Genomic DNA, 18,572 nt, shown 5'->3' with positions numbered 1-18,572 from the left:
AGGTGTGGCCATGACCAGCCAGGTGCGCGGCGTCCAATTGGCGCGACTCCTCGGCCAGTGGCATGCACTGCCGGGCCGCCGCCGCAGCCCCGACTACGCCGCGCTCGCCGGCGCCGTCCGGGGCCTGCTCGCCGACGGCCGGCTGCCCCTGGGGGTACGCCTGCCGGCCGAGCGGGAACTGGCCGAGGCGCTGCGGATCAGCCGGACCACTGTCACCGCCGCGTACCGGGAACTGCGGGAGAGCGGCCACCTGGCCAGCCGCCGGGGCGCCGGGAGCTGGACCATGCTGCCCGGCGGCCACCGGGTCGCCAGCACCGGGCTGTGGACGCCGCTGGACGACCGCGACATGATCGACCTCGGCGTGGCCGCGCTGTCCGCGCCGCCGCAGCTCGTCCCGGCCGCCCGGGCGGCCGCCGAGGACCTGCCCCGCTACCTCGGCGGGGCCGGCTACCACCCGACCGGCATCATCGAGCTGCGGGAGGCGGTGGCCCGCGGGTACACCGAGCGCGGGCTGCCCACCAGCCCGGAGCAGATCATGGTCACCAGCGGCACCCAGCACGCGCTGGACCTGGTGCTGCGGCTGGCCCTGTCGCCCGGCGGCGCGGTGCTCGTCGAGTCACCCACCTACCCCAACGCGCTGGCCGCGCTGGCCGCCCGGCGCGCCCGGATCGCCACGCACGGCCTGTCCGACGAGGGCTGGGACGCCGAGCTGCTGCTCGGCAGCATCCGGCAGACCCGGCCGAAGCTCGCGTACGTGATCCCGGAGTTCCACAACCCGACCGGCCACCTGATGGCGGCCGACCTGCGCGAACGGCTGGTCGGCGCGGCCCACGCGGCCGGCACCGACCTCGTCGTCGACGAGTCCTTCGTCGACCTGCCGCTGGACGGCACCCCGCTGCCGCCGCCGGTCGCGGTCTTCGACAGGCACTCCCGGGTGATCAGCATCGGCGGGATGAGCAAGCCCTACTGGGGCGGCCTGCGGATCGGCTGGGTCCGCGCCTCCGCGCCCCAGGTGCAGCGGCTCGCCGCGGCCCGGGTCGGGGTGGACATGGCCAGCCCGGTGCTCGACCAGCTCGTCGCCGTGCACCTGCTCGCCGAGGCGCCGGCCATCGTGGCCGCCCGCCGGGCCCAGCTCGCCGCGCAGCGCGACGCCCTGGTCGCGGCGCTCGCGGAGCAGCTGCCCGACTGGCGGGTCACGCCGCCGCGCGGCGGCGTGACGCTCTGGGCTGAGCTGGACGGCCCGATCTCCAGCGCGCTGGCCCGGGCCGCCGAGGAGGTCGGCGTACGGCTGGCGCCCGGACCCCGGTTCGGCCTGGACGGGACGCTCGAGCGCTTCCTGCGGTTGCCCTTCACGCTGCCCGCCGAGGAACTGGTGGAAGCGGTGGGCCGGCTCGCCGCGGTGCGCTACGACCTGGACCGCACCAGCCGCCCGCAGTGGCGCGAGCCGAGCGTCATCGCCTGACCGCCCGCCCGATCCGGTGGTGAACCGCCCGAACCACAGCTGCGGGCGGGTCCGCGCCCGCACACTGCCCGGGTGGGAGACGGGGACGCGGTCCGGTGGTCGTGGGCGGTGCGGCGCAGCGCGCCGGGCTCCCGCACCACCCGGCTGGAGCTCTTCTACGACCTGGTCTTCGTCTTCGCGTTCCTGAGCGTCACCACGCTCACCGCCTCGGTGCTCACGCCCGCCAACCTCTACCGGTTCCTGCTGGTGCTGGCGCTGCTCTGGTGGTCGTGGACCGGCTTCGCCCGGATGGGCAACGCGTTCCGCGCCGACCAGGGGATGCTGCCGCTGATCGGCGTCGTCACCGTGGCGGCCACGTTCCTGCTCGTGCTCAGCACGCCCAGCGCGTTCGCCAACAGCGGTGGCTGGCTGCCCGGGCCGCTGGTCTTCGCCGCGTGCTACTTCGTGATCCGGACCGCCCAGCTCACCGTCTTCGCCTGGGCCGACCGCGCCGACCCGGCCCGGCGCCGGGGACTGCGGATGCGCTTCCTGGCCCCGACGGTGGCCACGGCGCTGCTTGTCGTCGCCGGCACACTCCCCGGCCGGCTGCCGCAGGAGCGGTTCGCGGTCGGGCTGCAACTGGCGCTCTGGACGCTGGCGCTGCTTGTCGAGTACGTCGCCGGGACGGTCCTGGGCCAGCAGTGGTGGGTGGTGCTCTCGGCCGGGCACTGGGCGGAACGGCACGCGCTCATCGTGCTCGTCGCACTCGGCGAGTCGATCATCGCGCTGGGGCTCGGCCCGAAGCGCGGGCTGCCGCTCACCGGCCCGGTGGCGATCGCCGCGTTGCTCGGCATCACGGTCGTGGCGGCGCTGTGGTGGGCGTACTTCGACACGCTGGCGTTCGCCATGGAACAGGTCCTGCACCAGGCCCGGGACCGCGCCACACGGCTGCGGCTGGCCCGCACCGCGTACACGTTCCTGCACCTGCCGATAGTCGCCGGGATCATCCTCTACGCGCTCGGCCTCAAGGACCTGCTGGCCGAGGCCGCCGATCCGCACACGCCCGCCTGGGGGCTGCCGCTCGGCGACTTCTGGGGCGCGATCCTGTTCGGCGGGGTCGCGTTGCACCTGCTCGGCGTCGCCGGGTGCTGGTGGGTGGCGCTGCGCGAGATCCACTGGCGGCTGCTGACCACCGTGGGGGCGCTGACCGCGGTCGCCCCATTCGTGTTCCGTGTGCCGGAGCTGGTCGCGCTGATCGTGCTGGCGGTGATCACCGGCGCGGGAGTGGCCTGGGAGACCCGGGGCGAGAACGGTCACCGGCGCCGGGTACGCCAGCTCGCGCTGGAGGAGCAGATCGCCGCCGAGGCCGAGCAGAGCCGCTGGCGGCAGCAGCACCTCTGACCGGCGCCGACGCGAACGGCCGTGCCCCGGGACGGTGGGGCACGGCCGGCGCTACCGGCTGGCGGTGCGGGTCACAGCTCGGCGAGCGTGCCCTCGTACATCTTGTCGATCTCGGAGGAGAAGTTCGTCTCCACGCTCCGGCGCTTGATCTTCAGCGACGGCGTGACCTCGCCGTCCTCGATGGTGAGGTCACGGGGGAGGATCGTCACCTTCTTGATCGTCTCCCAGCGGTTGAGCTTGGCGTTCAGCTCGGCGACGTACCCCTCGACCATCTCCCGCGCCTGCGGCGAGGTGACGATCGTGGTGTAGTCGCTGCCCTCCAGCGGGGTGCCGGCGGCCCAGCCCTTGATCGCGTCCGGGTCCAGCGTGACGAGCATGGTGCAGTAGTTGCGCGCCTGCCCGATCACCACCGCCTGCGAGGTGTACGGGCAGACCGCCTTGAACATGCCCTCGATGTGCGACGGCGCGACGTACTTGCCGCCGGACGTCTTGACCAGGTCCTTCTTGCGGTCGGTGATGCGCAGGTAGCCGTCGTCGTCGAGCGTGCCGATGTCGCCGCTGCGGAAGAAGCCGTCCTCGGTGAACGCGGCGGCGGTCTCCTCGGGGAGGTTGTGGTAACCCCGCATGACCGGCTTGCCCCGCATCAGGATCTCGCCGTCGGTGTCGATCCGGCACTCCAGATCACCCATGGCCCGGCCCACGCTGCCGATCTTCAGCCCGTCGGGCGGGTTCACGAACGCGCCGGCGCTGGTCTCGGTCAGGCCGTAGCCCTCGGAGATGGGCAGGTTGGCGGCGGCGAAGAAGGTGGCGATCTCCTTGCTCAGCGGCGCCGCGCCGGAGACCAGCACCCGCATCCGGCCGCCGAGCCGGGCCTGCAGCTTGCTGAACACCAGCTTCTCGGCCAGCGCGTACTTCATCCGCAGCCCGGCCGGCACCGGCTTGCCGGCCTGCTCCAGCGCGACCTTCTCCTTGCCGACCTCGACGCCCCAGGCGAAGATCTTGGCCTTCGCGCCGCCCGCGCCCTGCGCGGTGGTGACCGCCTTGTTGTAGACCTTCTCGAAGACCCGGGGCGCGCCGCACATCAGCGTCGGCCGGATCACGCCGAGCAGGTCGACCAGCTTGTCCACCCGGCCGTCGACGTACGTGGGCAGGCCGACGTGGGTGGCGCCGCAGAGCAGCGTCTTGCCGAACGAGTGCGACAGCGGCAGCCACAGGTACTGCAGGTCGTCGGTGCGCAGCAGGCCCAGCTCGGCCTGCGCCACGCCCTCCCAGCACCAGCCGCCGTGCAGCAGCTCCACGCCCTTCGGGCGGCCGGTGGTGCCCGAGGTGTAGATGAGCGTCGCCAGGTGGTCCGGGCCGATGCCGGCCACGAGCATGTCGATCAGGTCCGGCTCGGCGCTCAGCGCGGCGGCGCCGCGCTCCTCCAGCTCGGCCAGGGTGAGCTGCGGGACGGCGGCGGCCGGGTCGGGCGCGCCGTCGAAGAGCACCACGTGGGTCAGCGCGGGCAGGTCCGCTCCGGCGATCTTCGCCGCCTGGGCCGGGTTCTCCGCGAACAGCACCTTCGAGCCGGAGTCGGCGATGATGTAGACCGCGTCGTCGGGCTCGGTGGTCGGGTAGACGGTGGTGGTGGCCCCACCGGCGCACATGATGCCGAAGTCGGCCAGCACCCACTCCAGCCGGGTGTTGGCCAGGATCGCCACCGGGTTCTCCAGGCCGACACCGAGCCCGTGCAACCCGGCGGCGATCGCCTTCGCGCGCTGCCCGACCTGCTCCCACGTCAGCCAGACCGGGCCCGAGTCGTCGGGTGCGGGGTGAGCGAACGCCTGGCGGTCGGGGGAGTCCGCCACGCGCTTGAGGAACATGTCGGGTACGGAACGGTACGGTACATCGAGAGCCATCGCTGTAGCCGCCTTCAGGGGTGGAGGGACGTGACGGGGGTCACGCCGGTCTGCGGTTACCGAAGGGTATTGCCTGTACCCGGCCAGCGGCTAGCCCTGATCGGCCGAGTCGCCACCGGTCCCGACTTCTGGAATCGGATCAGGCATATCGGCTGGCGGCGCGGGACCAGTCGTAGGTGGCCCGGATCCAGTCCCGGCGGGTGTCCAGGAACGCCCGCATCCCCTCGTCGGCCCCGGCGCTCAACGCCGCGTCCCGCTCCGCGTACGAGGCGAGGGCCGCGTTGAAGCGGTTCGCCGCCGCGTTCAGCGCCGCCGACTCGTCCTGCCCGGTCTCGCCCGCGATCGTGGTCACCAGGTTGTGCGCGTCCGGGGTGACGCCCCGCTCCTTGCCGTAGGAGAACACGTCGTTGCACCAGCAGACCAGGTCGGTGGCGAGGGCGTCCAGCGCGGTCAGCGCCGGGGTCGCCCGCTGGTCGGCCCGGGGCAGGGACGGGCGGGCCAGGTCGGTCACCGTGAAGCTGGGGCGTACGCCGCCGGTGTGGCGGCGCATCTGCACGTACTCGGCGACCCCGGGCACGCGTCGGCGCTCCCGGTTCGCCGCCTCCCACAGCAGCGCCAGCAGGTACTCCCGCAACTGGCTCACCAGCCGCATCAGGTGCGCCGGCCGGCCCCGGCCGCGCGCCCGCCGGCACAGATCGTGCAGCGCCAGGCCCATCGGGCCGGCGTCGGTGGGCGCGGGCGCGTCCGGGTCACCGTGCCGGTCGAGCACTTCCAGCAGCGCCGCCAGGGTGGGCGCGAGCACCGTCGGCGCGGCGCCCAGCCCGTCGTCGTCGCAGGCGTCGTCCACCACGAACAGCCAGTTGATCAGGTCGGTGAGCAGCCGCAGACCGGCCGGGGACGCCTCGGGGCAGGCCCGTCCGGCCAGCTCCGAGGCATGGGCGCCGGCCAGCCGCAGCAGGCCGGCCTGGGTCTTGACCAGGCCGAAACCGCGCACCCAGGCGACGCTCTGCGCGGCCACCTCGTCCGCGGCCGGGTGACACCGGGAGGGAAAGGGCGGCTCGTGCAGCGCCGAGAGCGCGAAGTCCCGCATCGTCGTCCCCTGTCCGCCGCCCCGCAGGGTCGGGCCGGTGCGCAGGAGCGTACGGCAGCCGGCGAACGTTATCGAACGCCGGGTGTCCACATTCTACGATCGCCTGGGTGGACGGGCGGAAACGTCTGTCACAGGCCCAGTTCGGCGGTACGCAGACGCTCGGCGCGCTCGGCCGGACCGTCCACCTGGACCCGGGCCACCCGCTGCCGCCCGGTGAGGAACAGCACGAGTTCCCCCGGCGCGCCGACCAGCCGCAGCCGCTCGCCGCCGCCACCGGCCCGCAGCTCGCCGTGCCCCGGCGCCTGCACCAGCACCTCGGCCGGGAAGCGCCGCAGCGCCATCCGGGCCAGCAGGGCGACCCGCTTCCAGAGCACCGCCTGCTGCCCGGCCGGTAGGTCACGCGGCTGCCAGCCCGGCCGGGCCCGGCGGACGTCCTCGTGGTGGATGAAGAACTCCATCCCGTTCGCGATCTCGTCGGTGAGCGGGTTGCTCACCGGGCTCCACACCGGGGGACGGCGGACCCGGGCGATCAGGTCGGCGTACGGCCCGGCGGCGATCCGCCTGCGGACCGACTCGCCGTAGCCGCGCAGCGGCGGCAGCAGGATCCCGCCCGCCGCGTCCGGCCGGCGCTCCCGCACCAGCAGGTGCGCCGCCAGGTCGCGGGTGGTCCACCCCTCGTTCACAGTCGGCGCGTCCGGTCCCAGCTCCAGCATCAGGTCGGCGAGCGCCTCGCGCTCCGTTCGGGCGTACCGCGGCATGGCCCGATCGTAGGCCCGTCGCGGCCGATCGGCGCGCCACGCCCGGCGCTACGGCGGGCCGCGAGCATCGAGGGCCGGTGTCCGCCGAGGTCCGGTGCGAACGTGACGGCGGACATATCCCGGCCGGGTCGGCGGAGCTGGCGGCGAGCGGTAAGGATGGGGGAGAAAATTGCGGCTTACGGCGGGGGCGAACGTGGCGAGCGGGACAAGTCGGGACGTGCTCGGCAGAGGGCTACGGGTGCTCGGCCGGGCCATCCGGGAACAGCCGCGGATCTTCGCGGTGGCGGTCAGCGGCAGCGTGCTGTTCGGCCTCCTGGTGATCGCCAGCGCGTACGTGGTCGGCGGGGTGGTCGGCAAGGTCGTCGTGCCCGCGGTCGAGCGCGGCGAGGTGGCCCGCGGGACCCTGGCGCTGGCCGCGGCGGCGCTGCTCGGCATCAGCGTGCTGCGGGTCGTCGGCATCTTCGGCCGGCGGCTCGGCGCCGGTTACATGCAGTACCGGCTCCAGGCCGCCTACCGCCGCCGGGTCACCCGCCGCTACCTGGAACTGCCGCTGGCCTGGCACCACCGCAACTCCACCGGCACGCTGCTGTCGAACGCCAACTCCGACGTGGAGGCGGCCTGGTACCCGATCGCGCCGCTGCCGTTCGCGGTCGGCACGCTGGTGATGCTGGTCGGCGCGGTGGCGTCACTGTTCGTCACCGACTGGGCGCTGGCCCTGGTCGGCCTCGCCGTGTTCCCCGCGCTGTTCGCGCTCAACGTGGTCTACTCCCGCCGGATGGCGCCCCGGCAGGCCCGGGCGCAGCGGCTGCGCGCCGAGGTCAGCGGCATCGCGCACGAGAGCTTCGACGGCGCGCTGGTGGTCAAGACGATGGGCCGCGAGGCCCAGGAGACCGCCCGTTTCGCCGCCCGCGCCGGCGAGCTGCGGGACGCGCTGATCTCGGTCGGCCGGCTGCGCGGCGTCTTCGACCCGATGCTGGAGACGCTGCCCAGCCTCGGCACGCTCGCCGTGCTGGTGGTCGGCGCGATCCGGCTGCGGCAGGGCGCGATCACCGTGTCCGAGCTGGTCAGCGTCGCGTTCCTGTTCACCGTGCTGGCCTTCCCGGTGCGCGCCATCGGCTGGGTGCTGGCCGAGCTGCCGCGCAGCGTCGCCGGGTGGGACCGGGTGCGCCGGGTGCTCGACGCGACAGGCGAGATGCCGTACGGCACGAGGACGCTCGACCCGGCCACCCGTACGCCGGCCACGCTCGCGTTCCACGACGTGCACTTCGCGTACGAGCCGGCCGAGGCGCACCTGCCCGGCGCCCAGGTGCTCGGCGAGGTGACGTTCACCGTGCCGGCCGGGAAGACAGTCGCCCTGGTCGGGCCCACCGGTTCGGGCAAGTCCACGATCGCGTCGTTGGCCGTGCGCCTGGTCGACCCGGGCGCCGGGCGGGTCACGCTGGACGGCGTGGACGTGCGGGAGCTGACCGCCGCCTCGCTCGCCGGCAACGTGGCGCTGGTGGCGCAGGTGCCGTTCGTCTTCGACGACACGGTCCGGGCCAACATCGCGCTGGACCGGGCCGGCATCGGCGACGACGAGGTGTGGGCGGCGCTGCGGCTGGCCGAGGCGGACGGCTTCGTGGCCGCGCTGCCGGACGGGCTGGACACCATGGTCGGCGAGCGGGGCACCTCGCTGTCCGGCGGGCAGCGGCAGCGGCTGACGCTGGCCCGGGCGCTGGCCGGGCGCCCCCGGCTGCTGGTGCTCGACGACGCCACGAGCGCTGTCGACCCGCGCGTCGAGGCGGCCATCCTGGCCGGGCTGCGCGCGCCCGCCGACGGCGGCGCCCCGGCGTCGATCCTGGTGGTGGCGTACCGCCGGGCCACCATCGCGCTCGCCGACGAGGTGATCTACGTGGAGCAGGGCCGGGTGGTCGCCCGCGGCGCCCACACCGAGCTGCTGGCCACCGTGCCCGGCTACGCCGACCTGGTCACCGCGTACGAGCAGGCCGAGCAGGAACGCGAGCAGAAGCAGACGTACGACGAGGTCACGCCGCTGGCCTCCGGCCTGGAGGTGGAGCGGTGAGCGCGACGACGGCGGAGGCGGACCGGAGCACCGAGACCACCGAGTCGACCTGGCAGACGTTGCGGCGCGGGCTGGCGCTCTCCCCGGAGCTGCGCACCGGTCTCGCCGGCACGCTGGCGCTGGCGCTGGTCTACATGGTCGGCCGGGTCGCCGTGCCGGTGGCGGTGCAGCGCGGCATCGACCACGGCATCGTCGGCGGGCTCGACCTGAACGTCATCTCGCTCACCGTGGCGATCACCGCCGGGGTGCTGGTGGTCACCACCGCCTGCGGCTACCTGATGATGCGCCGGCTGTTCACGGTGAGCGAGACGGCCCTGGCCGGGGTGCGCACCCGGGCGTTCCGGCACGTGCACGACCTGTCCATGCTGCACCAGCAGTCCGAGCGGCGCGGCTCGCTGGTCTCCCGGGTGACCAGCGACGTCGACCAGATCACCCAGTTCCTGCAGTGGGGCGGCGTGATCCTGATCGTCAACCTGGGCCAGCTGCTGGTGACCACAGCGGTGATGCTCGCGTACTCCTGGCAGTTGACGCTCGTGGTGCTCGTCGCGTTCGCGCCCGCGGTGCTGGTGATCCGGCAGTTGCAGCGCCGCCTCGCCGGGGCCTACGGCCTGGTGCGGCAGCGCACCGGCACGCTGCTCGGCGCGATCGGCGAGAGCGTGGTGGGCGCGCCGGTGATCCGGGCGTACGGCATCGCCGGGCGGACCGCGCGGCGGCTCGACACGGCCATCGACGGTCAGCGGGTGGCCCAGCAGCGGGCGATCCGGATCAGCATCATGGGCAGCTCGGTGGGGGAGCTGGCGGCCGGGCTGGCGCTGGCCGGCGTGGTCGTGGTCGGGGTGAGCCTGGGCGTCGACCGCACGCTGTCGGTCGGTCAGCTCACCGCGTTCCTGTTCCTGGTCACGCTGTTCATCCAGCCGGTGCAGATCGCCACCGAGGTGCTCAACGAGGCGCAGAACGCGATCGCCGGCTGGCGCCGGGTGCTGGACGTGCTGGACGTCTCCCCGGACGTGGCCGACCCGGGCGAGCAGGGGCGGGAGCTGCCGCCCGGGCCGCTGGACGCCCGGTTCGCCGGCGTGACGTTCGCCTATCCGGGCGGCCCGCCGGTGCTGCACGACGTGACGCTGGACATCCCGGCCAAGAGCCGGGTGGCGGTGGTGGGCGAGACCGGCAGCGGCAAGACCACGTTCGCCAAGCTGCTCACCCGGCTGATGGACCCGACCGAGGGCGCGGTGCTGCTCTCCGGCGTCGACCTGCGGCAGGTGCGTTTCGACTCGCTGCGTTCCCGGGTGGTGATGGTGCCGCAGGACGGCTTCCTGTTCGACGCCACGGTCGGGGAGAACGTCCGCTTCGCCCGCCCCGACCTGACCGACGAGCGGCTCACCGCCGCCTTCGGCGAGCTGGGCCTGGCCGACTGGCTGGACGGGCTGCCGTCCGGCCTGGACACGCCGGTCGGTGAGCGCGGGGAGGCGCTCAGCGTCGGCGAGCGGCAGCTCGTGGCGCTGGCCCGGGCGTACGTCGCGGACCCGGACCTGCTGGTGCTGGACGAGGCGACGAGCGCCGTCGACCCGGCCACCGAGGTACGCCTGCAACGCACGCTCGACGCGGTGACCCGGGGGCGGACCACGCTCGCCATCGCGCACCGGCTGTCCACCGCGCAGGCGGCGGACGAGGTGATCGTGGTGGACCGGGGCCGGATCGTGCAGCGTGGCCCGCACGACGAGCTGGTCCGCGACACCGACTCGGTGTACGCGCTGCTGTACGCGTCCTGGTTGGAGCAGACCCGGTAACCGGTCAGCGGGAGTAGAACTCCACCACCAGTTGCTCGTCGCAGACCACCGGCACCTCGTGCCGGGCCGGTTCGCGTACCAGCGTGGCGCGCAGCTGCGCCGGCTGCGCCGACAGGTACGGCCGGGGTTGCGCGTCGGCGTGCGCCCCGGCGGCGGCGAGCTGGAACGGTGGCAGCGTGCGGCTGCGCTCGCGTACGCCGACCACCTGGCCGGGCCGCAGCCGGTACGACGGCCGGTCGACCTTGCGCCCGTCCACGGTGATGTGGCCGTGCCCGACGAGCTGGCGGGCCTGGTAGATGCTGCGGGCCAGCCCGGCCCGCAGGACCACTGCGTCGAGGCGTCGTTCCAGCAGCGCGACGAGCGTGTCGCCGGTCTTGCCGGCGGCCCGGGCGGCCTCGTCGAACAGCCGGCGCAACTGGGCCTCGCTGACGTTGTACTGGTGGCGCAGCCGCTGCTTCTCCAGCAGCCGCACCTGGTAGTCGGAGGTGGTGCGGCGGGACCGGCCGTGCACGCCCGGGGGATAGGGGCGCCGCTCGAAGTACCGCACGCACTTGCGGGTCAGCGGGATGCCGAGGGCCCGGGAGAGCCGGGCTTTGGGCCGGGGGTGGTTCACGGGGGCGTCTCCGATCGTCTAGCCTGCTTCTTAGGTAAGCCTAACCTATCTTGAGGAGGTCGGGATCATGCGGCCCAGCCCGGCGGAGATCGTGCGAACCCTTGTCGCGGGCCGGTTGCCCGCCCTCGTCCACCTGGCCCGGCACCCCGGCCCGCACCAGGTCCGGCACGCCGTCGACCCGGACGGGCGGGTGCTGCTGCTCGTACCCGTGGTCAGTGACCTCGCCGCGGCGCTCGTGCCGCCGGCGGGCGACGCCGACGTGGCCGCCGTGCTCGACGTGCTCGACCTGCCGCCGGCGGCCGGGGCGCCCTCGCTCGGCCGGGCCTGGGTGTCCGGCTGGGCGACGCGGCTGGACGGGGACGCGGCGCGCGACGCGGCGGTCGACTTCGCCGCCACCGACCCGGTCGCCGATCTGCTCGACGTGGGCAGCCGGTTCCACCTGCACCGCTTCGAGGTGGCCGAGGCCCGCTGGGAACGCGCCGGGCGGGTGCGCCGGATCGACCCGGAGGCGTTCGCGGAGGCCGAGCCGGACCCGCTGCACCCGGTCGAGGCCGCCCTGCTCGCGGATCTGGCCGACCACCACGCCGAGCAGGTCGGCGACTACCTGCGGCGGCGGCTGGACCTGCCCGGCGACCAGATCCCGCGGGTGGTCCGGATCGACAGGTACGGCCTGCTGGTCGCGCACGGGCGGCCCGGCGCGACCCGGCGGGCCCGGCTCGCCTTCCCCCGGCCGGTCGCCGACGTGGCGGAGCTGTCCCGCCTGCTGCACCCGATGCTCTGCCCCCGGGCGGCCGCGGCCTGAGCCGCGACGGCTCAGGTGATGTCGCCGGTGAGGTACCGCTGGACCGTCGGGCCGACGGCGGCCACCAGCGTCGCCGGCTCGGCGGTGGCGACCGCGTCGAGGCGGAGCACGTACCGCATCATCGCCAGCCCGGCGAGCTGGGTGGCGACCAGGCCGCCGCGCAGCGCGCGCTGCGCCGGGTCGACGTCGAGCTGGTCGAGCACCCGCCGCAGCACCTGCGTGACCAGGAACTCGCGCAGCAGGCGCGCCGTCCAGTCGTTGCTGACCGCCGAGCGCAGCAGCGCCACCGCGGCGGTGCCGGTGGGGGAGTCCCAGACCTCCAGGAACACCCGGACCATCCGCTCGCCGAGCGCGTCCGGGCCGCCGGCGAGCACCGCCGGAAGCAGCCGTCCCGGGTCGGCCGGGAACGCCGTCGCGGCCCGGAACAGCTCCTCCTTGCCGCCGAAGTAGTGGTGCACGAGCGCCGGGTCCACTCCAGCCGCCGCGGCGATGGCCCGGATGGACGCGGCGTCGAACCCCCGCTCGGCGAACGCCTCCCGCGCCGCGGCGAGGATCGCCTCGCGGGTGTCCGGAGTGCCGGGCCGCCGCCCGGTGCGCCGCGCGTTCACCCGCTGCGCCGGCGCAGCGTCGCGGCGGCCAGCACCAGCGCCGCCACCGCCGCCCCGGTCACGATCGCCACGTCCCGCCACATCGTCCCGGTCGGCTCGGCGTGCGCGCCGACCTCCTGCAGCGCCTCGACCGCGTACGACAGCGGCAGCGCGTCGCTGACCGCCTGGAGCCAGCCGGCCATCTGGTCGCGCGGCACGAACAGGCCGCACAGCAGCAGTTGCGGGGCCACCACCACCGGCATGAACTGGACCGCCTGGAACTCGGTGCGGGCGAACGCCGAGCAGAACAGCCCGAGCGCCACCGCCAGCACCGCGTTCACCCCGGCGATCAGCACGACCAGCCACGCGCTGCCCGCGGTCTCCAGGCCGAACACCCGGTACGCGACGACCGAGGCGACAGTGGACTGGAGCACCCCGGCCAGGCCGAACGCGATGCCGTACCCGAAGAGCAGGTCGAGCTTGCCCAGCGGCGTGGTGAGCAGGCGCTCCAGCGTGCCCGTGGTGCGCTCGCGGAGCATGGCGATGCTGGTCACGAGGAACATGATGATGAACGGAAAGAAGCCCAGCATGATCAGGGCCACCCGGTCGAACGTGCTGGGCGCGCCGGGCGGGGCGGGCTGGTCGACGTACATGAAGTAGACGAGCGTGAGCAGCACCGACGGCACCACCACGAGCAGCGCCACGGTCCGCCGGTCGTGCCGGAGCTGGCGCAGGATGCGCCCGGTGGTGGCGGCCAGGATCCGTCCGTTCATCGCGCCTCTCCCTCGGCGTCGCGGATCAGGCGCAGGAACGCCTCTTCCAGGTCGTCGGTCCCGGTGGCGGCGCGGACCGCGGCCGGGGTGTCGTCGGCGACCAGCCGGCCCTCGCGGATCAGCAGCAGCCGGTCGCAGCGGGCGGCCTCGTCCATCACGTGGCTGGACACCAGCAGCGTGGTGCCGGCGGCGGCCATGGCGTGGAACCGGGCCCACAGGTCGGCCCGCAGCACCGGGTCCTGGCCGACCGTCGGCTCGTCGAGGACGACCAGCTCCGGCTCGCCGACCAGCGCGCACGCGAGCGAGGCGCGGCTGCGCTGGCCGCCGGAGAGCGTGCCGACGAGCTGGTCGGCCGCCTTTCCCAGGCCGACGTCGGTGACCGCGCGGTCGGCCTCGGCGCGGCCCCGGCCCTGGAGCACCGCGAAGTAGCGGGCGTTCTCCCGCACCGTCAGGTCGGCGTAGACGCTCGGCGCCTGGGTCAGGTAGCCCACCCGGCGGCGCAGGTCGGCCGAGCCGGCCGGGCGGCCGAGCACGTCGACCGCGCCGGAGCCGACCGTCTGCACGCCGACCACCGCGCGCATCAGCGTGGTCTTGCCGCTGCCGCTGGGCCCGAGCAGCCCGGTCACCGTGCCCCGGGGCACCCCGCAGGTGATGCCGTGCAGCACCCGCCGCCCGCCCCGGTCGACCACCAGCTCGCGGACCGACACCGCGTCGTCCATGCTCGCCTCCGTCAATTCATCACCCGATGAACTCAACGCTAGATGAATTCCGTCGGCGAGGCAACGAGGGACTTGACTTCGAGTGGGCTCGAACTGGAAGCCTGGAGGGCGTGGACATCAGCACGCGGGAGACGAGCCTCACCGTGGGTGAGGCGGCGGAACGGGTCGGCCTGACCACCTACACGCTGCGCTGGTACGAGCAGGAGGGGCTGGTGGGCCGCGTCGGACGGGACTCCTCCGGCCGCCGGCGCTACACCGAGTCCGACGTCAACTGGCTGTTCCTGCTCACCCGGCTGCGGCGCACCGGGATGCCGGTGCGCGACATGCGCCGCTACGCCGAGCTGGCCCGGCACGGCGACAGCACGCTCGGCGCGCGGCGGGCGCTGTTCGAGGCGCACCGCGCCCGGGTGCTGGCCCGGATGGCCGAGCTGGAGGAGGACCTGAAGGTTCTCGAATACAAGATCGACGCGTACCGGCGGGCGGAGGAGGAGTCGGGCTGAACACCCGGCGGCGGACAGGGAGTCCGGCATCGGAAGATCAGGTTTCGGGCACCATGAGGCAGTGGGTCCAGCTCCGTTGTCCGACACCGGGTTCCTCGACCTCTGGGCCGCCCGCCTGCGGCACGCCGCCGACCGGCCGGTCGTCGGGATCATGCTGCGGGGCAGCCACGCCCGGCGGGCCGCCACCGAGCACAGCGACGTGGACGTGGACGTGCTGGTGGCCGCCGACGAGCCACGCGCCACCGGCGGGCCCCGGCAGGTCACGTCCCGCCGCGGCACGCCGTACGCGGCCCGGCGGGCGTACCTGACCGAGTTCGGCGGCCGCCTGGTGCACGTCTCCGTGGCCGCCCGCGACGTCCGCTCCTGGGTACGCCGGCTCGGCCAGCCCGCCGACTGGGCGTTCGGGCTCCCGGTCACCGCGCCGGCCCGGCTGCTCTGGGCGGTGCCGGAGTGGCGGCGCCGGATCGACCTGCCGGTGCTCTGCCAGCCCGCCGACGAGCCGCGCCTGGAGGAGCTGATCGCCACGCTGGGCAAGGTCGCCGCCGCGCGCCTGGCCGGTGACCCGGTCGGGGGCCGGCTCGCCGCGGCCGACCTGGCCCGGCTCTGCCCCTCGGTGCTGCGGCCGGCCAACCCGTCGGTGCGCGTGGTGTCCCGCCGGGCCGCCCTGACCGCCGCGCTGGACCTGCCGGTCGCCCCGGCCGGCTACCGCGACGACATGCTCCTCTGCCTCGGGCTGCGCCCCGGCGACCCGGCCGAGGTCGGGGCCGCCGCCGGACGGCTGGTCACCGGCATCCTCCCGCTGGTGCGCCCGTACGCGGCGGAGATCGCCCGGGCCACCGGGACCGACCTGGCCGAGGCGCTCACCGACGGCCGGGCGGACCGCTACCTGCGGCAGCTGGGCCGGGCGCTGGCGACGGTGACGCCCGCCTCCCGGGACACGTCGGCGGTACCCGGGCCGCGTGCGGGAGAATGGTCAACCGTGCCCGCCCCTGACGCGCCGCTGACCGGCGCCCCCAGTCCCGGCCCGGCCCGGCCGTCCCGGCTCGACCCGGCCATCGCGGCCAAACTCCGCCGCACCCCGGACGGCCTGGTCGCCGCCGTGGTCCGCGCCCACGACACGGGCGAGGTGCTGATGGTCGCCTGGATGGACGACGAGGCGCTGCACCGCACGCTCACCACCGGCCGGGCCACCTACTGGTCGCGCAGCCGCGGCGAGTACTGGGTCAAGGGCGCCACCTCCGGCAACCACCAGTACGTGCGCTCGGTGGCCCTGGACTGCGACGGCGACGCGCTGCTGGTCAGCGTGGAGCAGGTCGGCGCGGCCTGCCACACCGGGCAGCGCACCTGCTTCTTCACCGACCTGCCGGTCAGCTCACCGGAGGAGACCCCGTGACCGACGGCACCGTCAGCCCGGACCGGTCCACCTTCGCCGACCTGGCCGCCCGCTGGCGGGTCGTGCCGGTGACCCGGCGGCTGCTCGCCGACGCCGAGACCCCGGTCGGGGTCTACCGCAAGCTGGCCGGCGGTCCCGGCACGTTCCTGCTGGAATCCGCCGAGCAGGGCGTCGGGTCGGCCGGCACGGCCTGGTCGCGGTACTCGTTCATCGGCGTCCGCAGCAGCGCCACGCTCACCGAGCGGGACGGCGAGGCGCGCTGGACCGGCACACCGCCCGCGGGCGTACCGACCACCGGGGACCCGGTCACCGTGCTCCGCGAGTCGGTCGACGCGCTCGCCGGCCCGGCCTGGGACCCGGCCGGCGGAATGCCGCCGCTGACCGGCGGGCTGGTCGGCTACCTCGCCTACGACCTGGTCCGCCGCTTCGAGCGGCTGCCCGAGCTGACCGAGGACGAGCTGGACGTGCCCGAGCTGGGCATGATGCTCGCCACCGACCTGGTGGTGCTCGACCACTACGAGGGCTCGGCGATCCTGGTCGCCAACGCGGTCCTGCCCCCGCTCGATACGCCCGGGCGGGCGGAGCTGGTCGACGCCGCGTACCACCACGCGGTGGGTCGCCTGGACGCCATGACCACCGCGTTGTCCCGACCGATCCCGCCCATGGTGTCCACCGTCGGCCGGCCGGGCGTCGGCGAGGTGGTCAGCCGGACCCCGGAGGGCGGCTACCCGAAGGCCGTGGCGGCGGCCAAGGAGGCGATCCGCGCCGGCGAGTGCTTCCAGATCGTGCTCAGCCAGCGTTTCGAGCGCCCCACCGAGGCCGACCCGCTGGACGTCTACCGGGTGCTGCGCACCACCAACCCCAGCCCGTACATGTACCTGCTGCGCTTCGACGGCTTCGACATCGTCGGGTCGTCCCCGGAGGCGCACCTCAAGGTCAGCGCCGGCCCGGACGGGCGGCGGCGGGCCCTGCTGCACCCGATCGCCGGCACCCGGCCGCGCGGCGGCTCCCCGGAGGCCGACGCCCGGCTCGCCGCCGAGCTGCTCGCCGACCCCAAGGAACGCGCCGAGCACGTCATGCTTGTCGACCTGGGCCGCAACGACCTGGGGCGGGTCTGCCGGCCGGGCACCGTGGAGGTGCCCGAGTTCGCCACCATCGAGCGCTACAGCCACGTCATGCACATCGTCTCGACGGTGGTCGGCGAGCTGCGCGCCGACCGCACCGCGTTCGACGCGCTCGCCGCCACGTTCCCGGCCGGCACGCTCAGCGGCGCGCCCAAGGTACGCGCCATGGAGATCATCGAGGAGCTGGAGCCGGTGCGGCGCGGCGTCTACGGCGGCACCGTCGGCTACTTCGCCTTCGGCGGCGACCTGGACATGGCCATCGCGATCCGTACCGCGCTGATCCGCGACGGCCGGGCCTACGTGCAGGCCGGCGCCGGGATCGTGGCCGATTCCGATCCGGCAGCCGAGGACCGGGAGACGCGCAGCAAGGCCGCCGCCGTCCTCGCCGCGATCGCGGCCGCCGAGACGCTGCGGGCAGCCCGGTGAGCGCGCCCGGCACCACCGCGCCGTCGGCCCGCGGTCGGCGCGAACTCGCGTACGCGGTGCTGCTCTGCCTGGCCGGGGCGGGCCTGGCCTGCTGGGCGGTGACCCGGACCTGGTCGGTGGAGATGACCGCCCGGGGGTCGCTGCCGCCCGGCCGGGCCGACCGGACCGGCGCGGAGCTGCTGCCCTGGGTGCTGGCGCTGACCTACGTGGGGCTGGCCGGCGGCGGCGCGGTGCTCGCCACCCGGGGCCGCCTGCGCCGGCTGCTGGGCCTGCTGCTGGGCGCGGTCGGCGTGGCCGTGGCGGTCGGCGGCGGGATCGGCCTCGCCGAGGCCGGGGTGAGCCGCCAGTGGCCGGCGCTGGTGGTGGCCGGCGGCCTGGCCCTCGCGTCCGGCGGCGCGTTCACCGCGCTGCGCGCAGCGGGCTGGCCCGCGATGGGCGCGCGGTACGAGCGACGGGCCGTCCCCGCGGTCGAGCCCGGCCGGCCGGCGGTCGAGCGGGGCACCCGGGACGCGTGGGACGCGCTGGACCGGGGCGAGGACCCGACGGTCAGCTGACCGGCTGCGCCTCGCGCGCGTCGCGCCGGCGGCGGGCCGCGGCCCGTGCGGCGGTCAGCTCGGCCACCAGCCGCTCCAGCTCGCGGCGCTGGGCGGCGCGGGCCCGGTCGGCGCAGACGGCCTCCCAGGCGTTGCCCTGGGCGGTACGCGTCCGGCCGTCACCGGCCACCGCGCGCTCCAGCGTGTTCACCACGCCGAAGGCGAGGGAGGCGACGGTCCGGGAGATGGTGGTCAAGCCGATGGTCTGGTTCGGCCCGTTGGCGCTCATGGTCACCCCGCACGAGATGGTTGTCGGCGGTGGTCAGCCGCCGGTGTCGAGTCTGCCCGAGGACGATGCTGCCGGGCTCACGTTTCGCCCTCGTGAAGCACAGGTCAACGGTCCGCGAGGCGGCCCGACCTGGGCAGGGCCGGAGGTCCTTGAGCTTGGTCACAGCCCGGCGCGGGAGCGGTGCTGCGGCGACGGATCAACCGTGGTGAGATGGGGGATGGGTGACGGTCGATGCCAGCGTGGCGCTGCGTGACGTGGCGTTCACCAGAAGTCGGCCATCATGCCACAGCCCATGTCGTGAGGTGCGCCATACCCCCCGGCACTTGTCGCCAGGTGGCGCCCCCTAGCATCGGCCCATGACGCCCGGAGAGGGGAG

General features: G+C 74.7%; 17 protein-coding genes and 1 pseudogene. 10 read left to right on the top strand and 8 right to left on the bottom strand.

The annotated features are described in order from the left end of the window. The first annotated feature begins 10 nt into the window (after positions 1–10). Positions 11–1,462, top strand: coding sequence for a PLP-dependent aminotransferase family protein (locus tag HA073_RS17885; RefSeq protein ID WP_064445245.1), 1,452 nt, complete (start codon positions 11–13; stop codon positions 1,460–1,462). 72 nt (positions 1,463–1,534) lie between these two features. After that, on the top strand, positions 1,535–2,842 hold the full coding sequence (locus HA073_RS17880) for a low temperature requirement protein A (RefSeq protein WP_309228039.1): 1,308 nt from the start codon (positions 1,535–1,537) through the stop codon (positions 2,840–2,842). Positions 2,843–2,913: 71 nt separating this feature from the next. Here the strand turns inward: HA073_RS17880 and HA073_RS17875 are convergent, their stop codons facing one another. The 3 genes from HA073_RS17875 to HA073_RS17865 all read right to left on the bottom strand — a co-directional run bounded on the left by HA073_RS17875 (position 2,914) and on the right by HA073_RS17865 (position 6,588). Then, complete coding sequence (locus tag HA073_RS17875) at positions 2,914–4,740, bottom strand: long-chain fatty acid--CoA ligase (protein ID WP_043329509.1); 1,827 nt, start codon at positions 4,738–4,740, stop codon at positions 2,914–2,916. A gap of 139 nt (positions 4,741–4,879) precedes the next feature. After that, positions 4,880–5,830, bottom strand: a complete 951-nt coding sequence (locus HA073_RS17870; protein ID WP_043331108.1) for a terpene synthase — start codon at positions 5,828–5,830, stop codon at positions 4,880–4,882. A 128-nt stretch (positions 5,831–5,958) separates the two neighbouring features. After that, on the bottom strand, positions 5,959–6,588 hold the full coding sequence (locus tag HA073_RS17865) for a TIGR03085 family metal-binding protein (RefSeq protein ID WP_030500278.1): 630 nt from the start codon (positions 6,586–6,588) through the stop codon (positions 5,959–5,961). 193 nt (positions 6,589–6,781) lie between these two features. Here HA073_RS17865 and HA073_RS17860 point away from each other — a divergent pair, with 193 nt between their 5' ends. Both HA073_RS17860 and HA073_RS17855 read left to right on the top strand, forming a co-directional pair. Then, positions 6,782–8,650: an ABC transporter ATP-binding protein gene (locus HA073_RS17860; RefSeq protein ID WP_181373759.1), complete on the top strand. Its 1,869-nt coding sequence runs from the start codon at positions 6,782–6,784 to the stop codon at positions 8,648–8,650. Beyond that, positions 8,647–10,437, top strand: a complete 1,791-nt coding sequence (locus HA073_RS17855; RefSeq protein ID WP_043329513.1) for an ABC transporter ATP-binding protein — start codon at positions 8,647–8,649, stop codon at positions 10,435–10,437. The genes HA073_RS17860 and HA073_RS17855 overlap by 4 nt, the downstream gene beginning before the upstream one ends. Positions 10,438–10,441: 4 nt before the next feature. Here HA073_RS17855 and rpsD read toward each other — a convergent pair whose 3' ends face one another. After that, a complete protein-coding gene (gene rpsD, locus HA073_RS17850; RefSeq protein ID WP_064445248.1) occupies positions 10,442–11,050 on the bottom strand; it encodes a 30S ribosomal protein S4 in 609 nt (202 codons plus the stop codon). 67 nt (positions 11,051–11,117) lie between these two features. Between rpsD and HA073_RS17845 the strand changes: the two genes are divergently transcribed. Next, positions 11,118–11,852 (top strand): DUF2470 domain-containing protein, encoded by a 735-nt coding sequence (locus HA073_RS17845; RefSeq protein ID WP_166456896.1) that lies wholly within the window; start codon positions 11,118–11,120, stop codon positions 11,850–11,852. 11 nt (positions 11,853–11,863) lie between these two features. Here the strand turns inward: HA073_RS17845 and HA073_RS17840 are convergent, their stop codons facing one another. Genes HA073_RS17840 through HA073_RS17830 form a run of 3 tightly spaced genes read right to left on the bottom strand, consistent with a single transcriptional unit; the run spans position 11,864 to position 13,931 of the window. Then, positions 11,864–12,460, bottom strand: a complete 597-nt coding sequence (locus HA073_RS17840; RefSeq protein ID WP_030500283.1) for a TetR family transcriptional regulator — start codon at positions 12,458–12,460, stop codon at positions 11,864–11,866. Continuing rightward, positions 12,457–13,212 carry an ABC transporter permease gene (locus tag HA073_RS17835; RefSeq protein WP_166456895.1) on the bottom strand — a complete coding sequence of 252 codons (756 nt, stop codon included), beginning with the start codon at positions 13,210–13,212 and terminating at the stop codon, positions 12,457–12,459. The genes HA073_RS17840 and HA073_RS17835 overlap by 4 nt, the downstream gene beginning before the upstream one ends. Further along, the gene (locus HA073_RS17830) at positions 13,209–13,931 is read right to left on the bottom strand and encodes an ABC transporter ATP-binding protein (protein WP_043329517.1); all 723 of its coding nucleotides are present in this window, start codon (positions 13,929–13,931) and stop codon (positions 13,209–13,211) included. Before HA073_RS17830 ends, HA073_RS17835 begins: the two co-directional genes overlap by 4 nt. A 110-nt stretch (positions 13,932–14,041) precedes the next feature. Between HA073_RS17830 and HA073_RS17825 the strand changes: the two genes are divergently transcribed. The 5 genes and pseudogenes from HA073_RS17825 to HA073_RS17810 all read left to right on the top strand — a co-directional run bounded on the left by HA073_RS17825 (position 14,042) and on the right by HA073_RS17810 (position 17,928). After that, positions 14,042–14,431 (top strand): MerR family transcriptional regulator, encoded by a 390-nt coding sequence (locus HA073_RS17825; RefSeq protein WP_069089041.1) that lies wholly within the window; start codon positions 14,042–14,044, stop codon positions 14,429–14,431. Positions 14,432–14,582: 151 nt separating this feature from the next. After that, a pseudogene (locus HA073_RS30670) lies at positions 14,583–15,230 on the top strand (phosphoribosyl-AMP cyclohydrolase); the annotation flags it as partial. Positions 15,231–15,410: 180 nt separating this feature from the next. Continuing rightward, positions 15,411–15,824: a phosphoribosyl-AMP cyclohydrolase gene (hisI, locus tag HA073_RS30665; protein WP_043331113.1), complete on the top strand. Its 414-nt coding sequence runs from the start codon at positions 15,411–15,413 to the stop codon at positions 15,822–15,824. After that, positions 15,821–17,374 (top strand): anthranilate synthase component I, encoded by a 1,554-nt coding sequence (locus HA073_RS17815; RefSeq protein ID WP_043329521.1) that lies wholly within the window; start codon positions 15,821–15,823, stop codon positions 17,372–17,374. The genes hisI and HA073_RS17815 overlap by 4 nt, the downstream gene beginning before the upstream one ends. Further along, positions 17,371–17,928 (top strand): Trp biosynthesis-associated membrane protein, encoded by a 558-nt coding sequence (locus HA073_RS17810; protein ID WP_069089042.1) that lies wholly within the window; start codon positions 17,371–17,373, stop codon positions 17,926–17,928. The genes HA073_RS17815 and HA073_RS17810 overlap by 4 nt, the downstream gene beginning before the upstream one ends. On the opposite strand, the gene HA073_RS17805 is transcribed toward HA073_RS17810, so the two are convergent. After that, complete coding sequence (locus tag HA073_RS17805; RefSeq protein WP_166456893.1) at positions 17,921–18,196, bottom strand: hypothetical protein; 276 nt, start codon at positions 18,194–18,196, stop codon at positions 17,921–17,923. The two genes, HA073_RS17810 and HA073_RS17805, sit on opposite strands and share 8 nt — an antisense overlap. Positions 18,197–18,572 lie beyond the last annotated feature (376 nt).

The organism is Micromonospora sp. CMU55-4, assembly GCF_011602315.1.
In the GTDB taxonomy this organism is placed as follows: Bacteria; Actinomycetota; Actinomycetes; order Mycobacteriales; family Micromonosporaceae; genus Micromonospora; species Micromonospora chalcea.
This window is presented reverse-complemented; position numbering and strand designations above follow the sequence as displayed.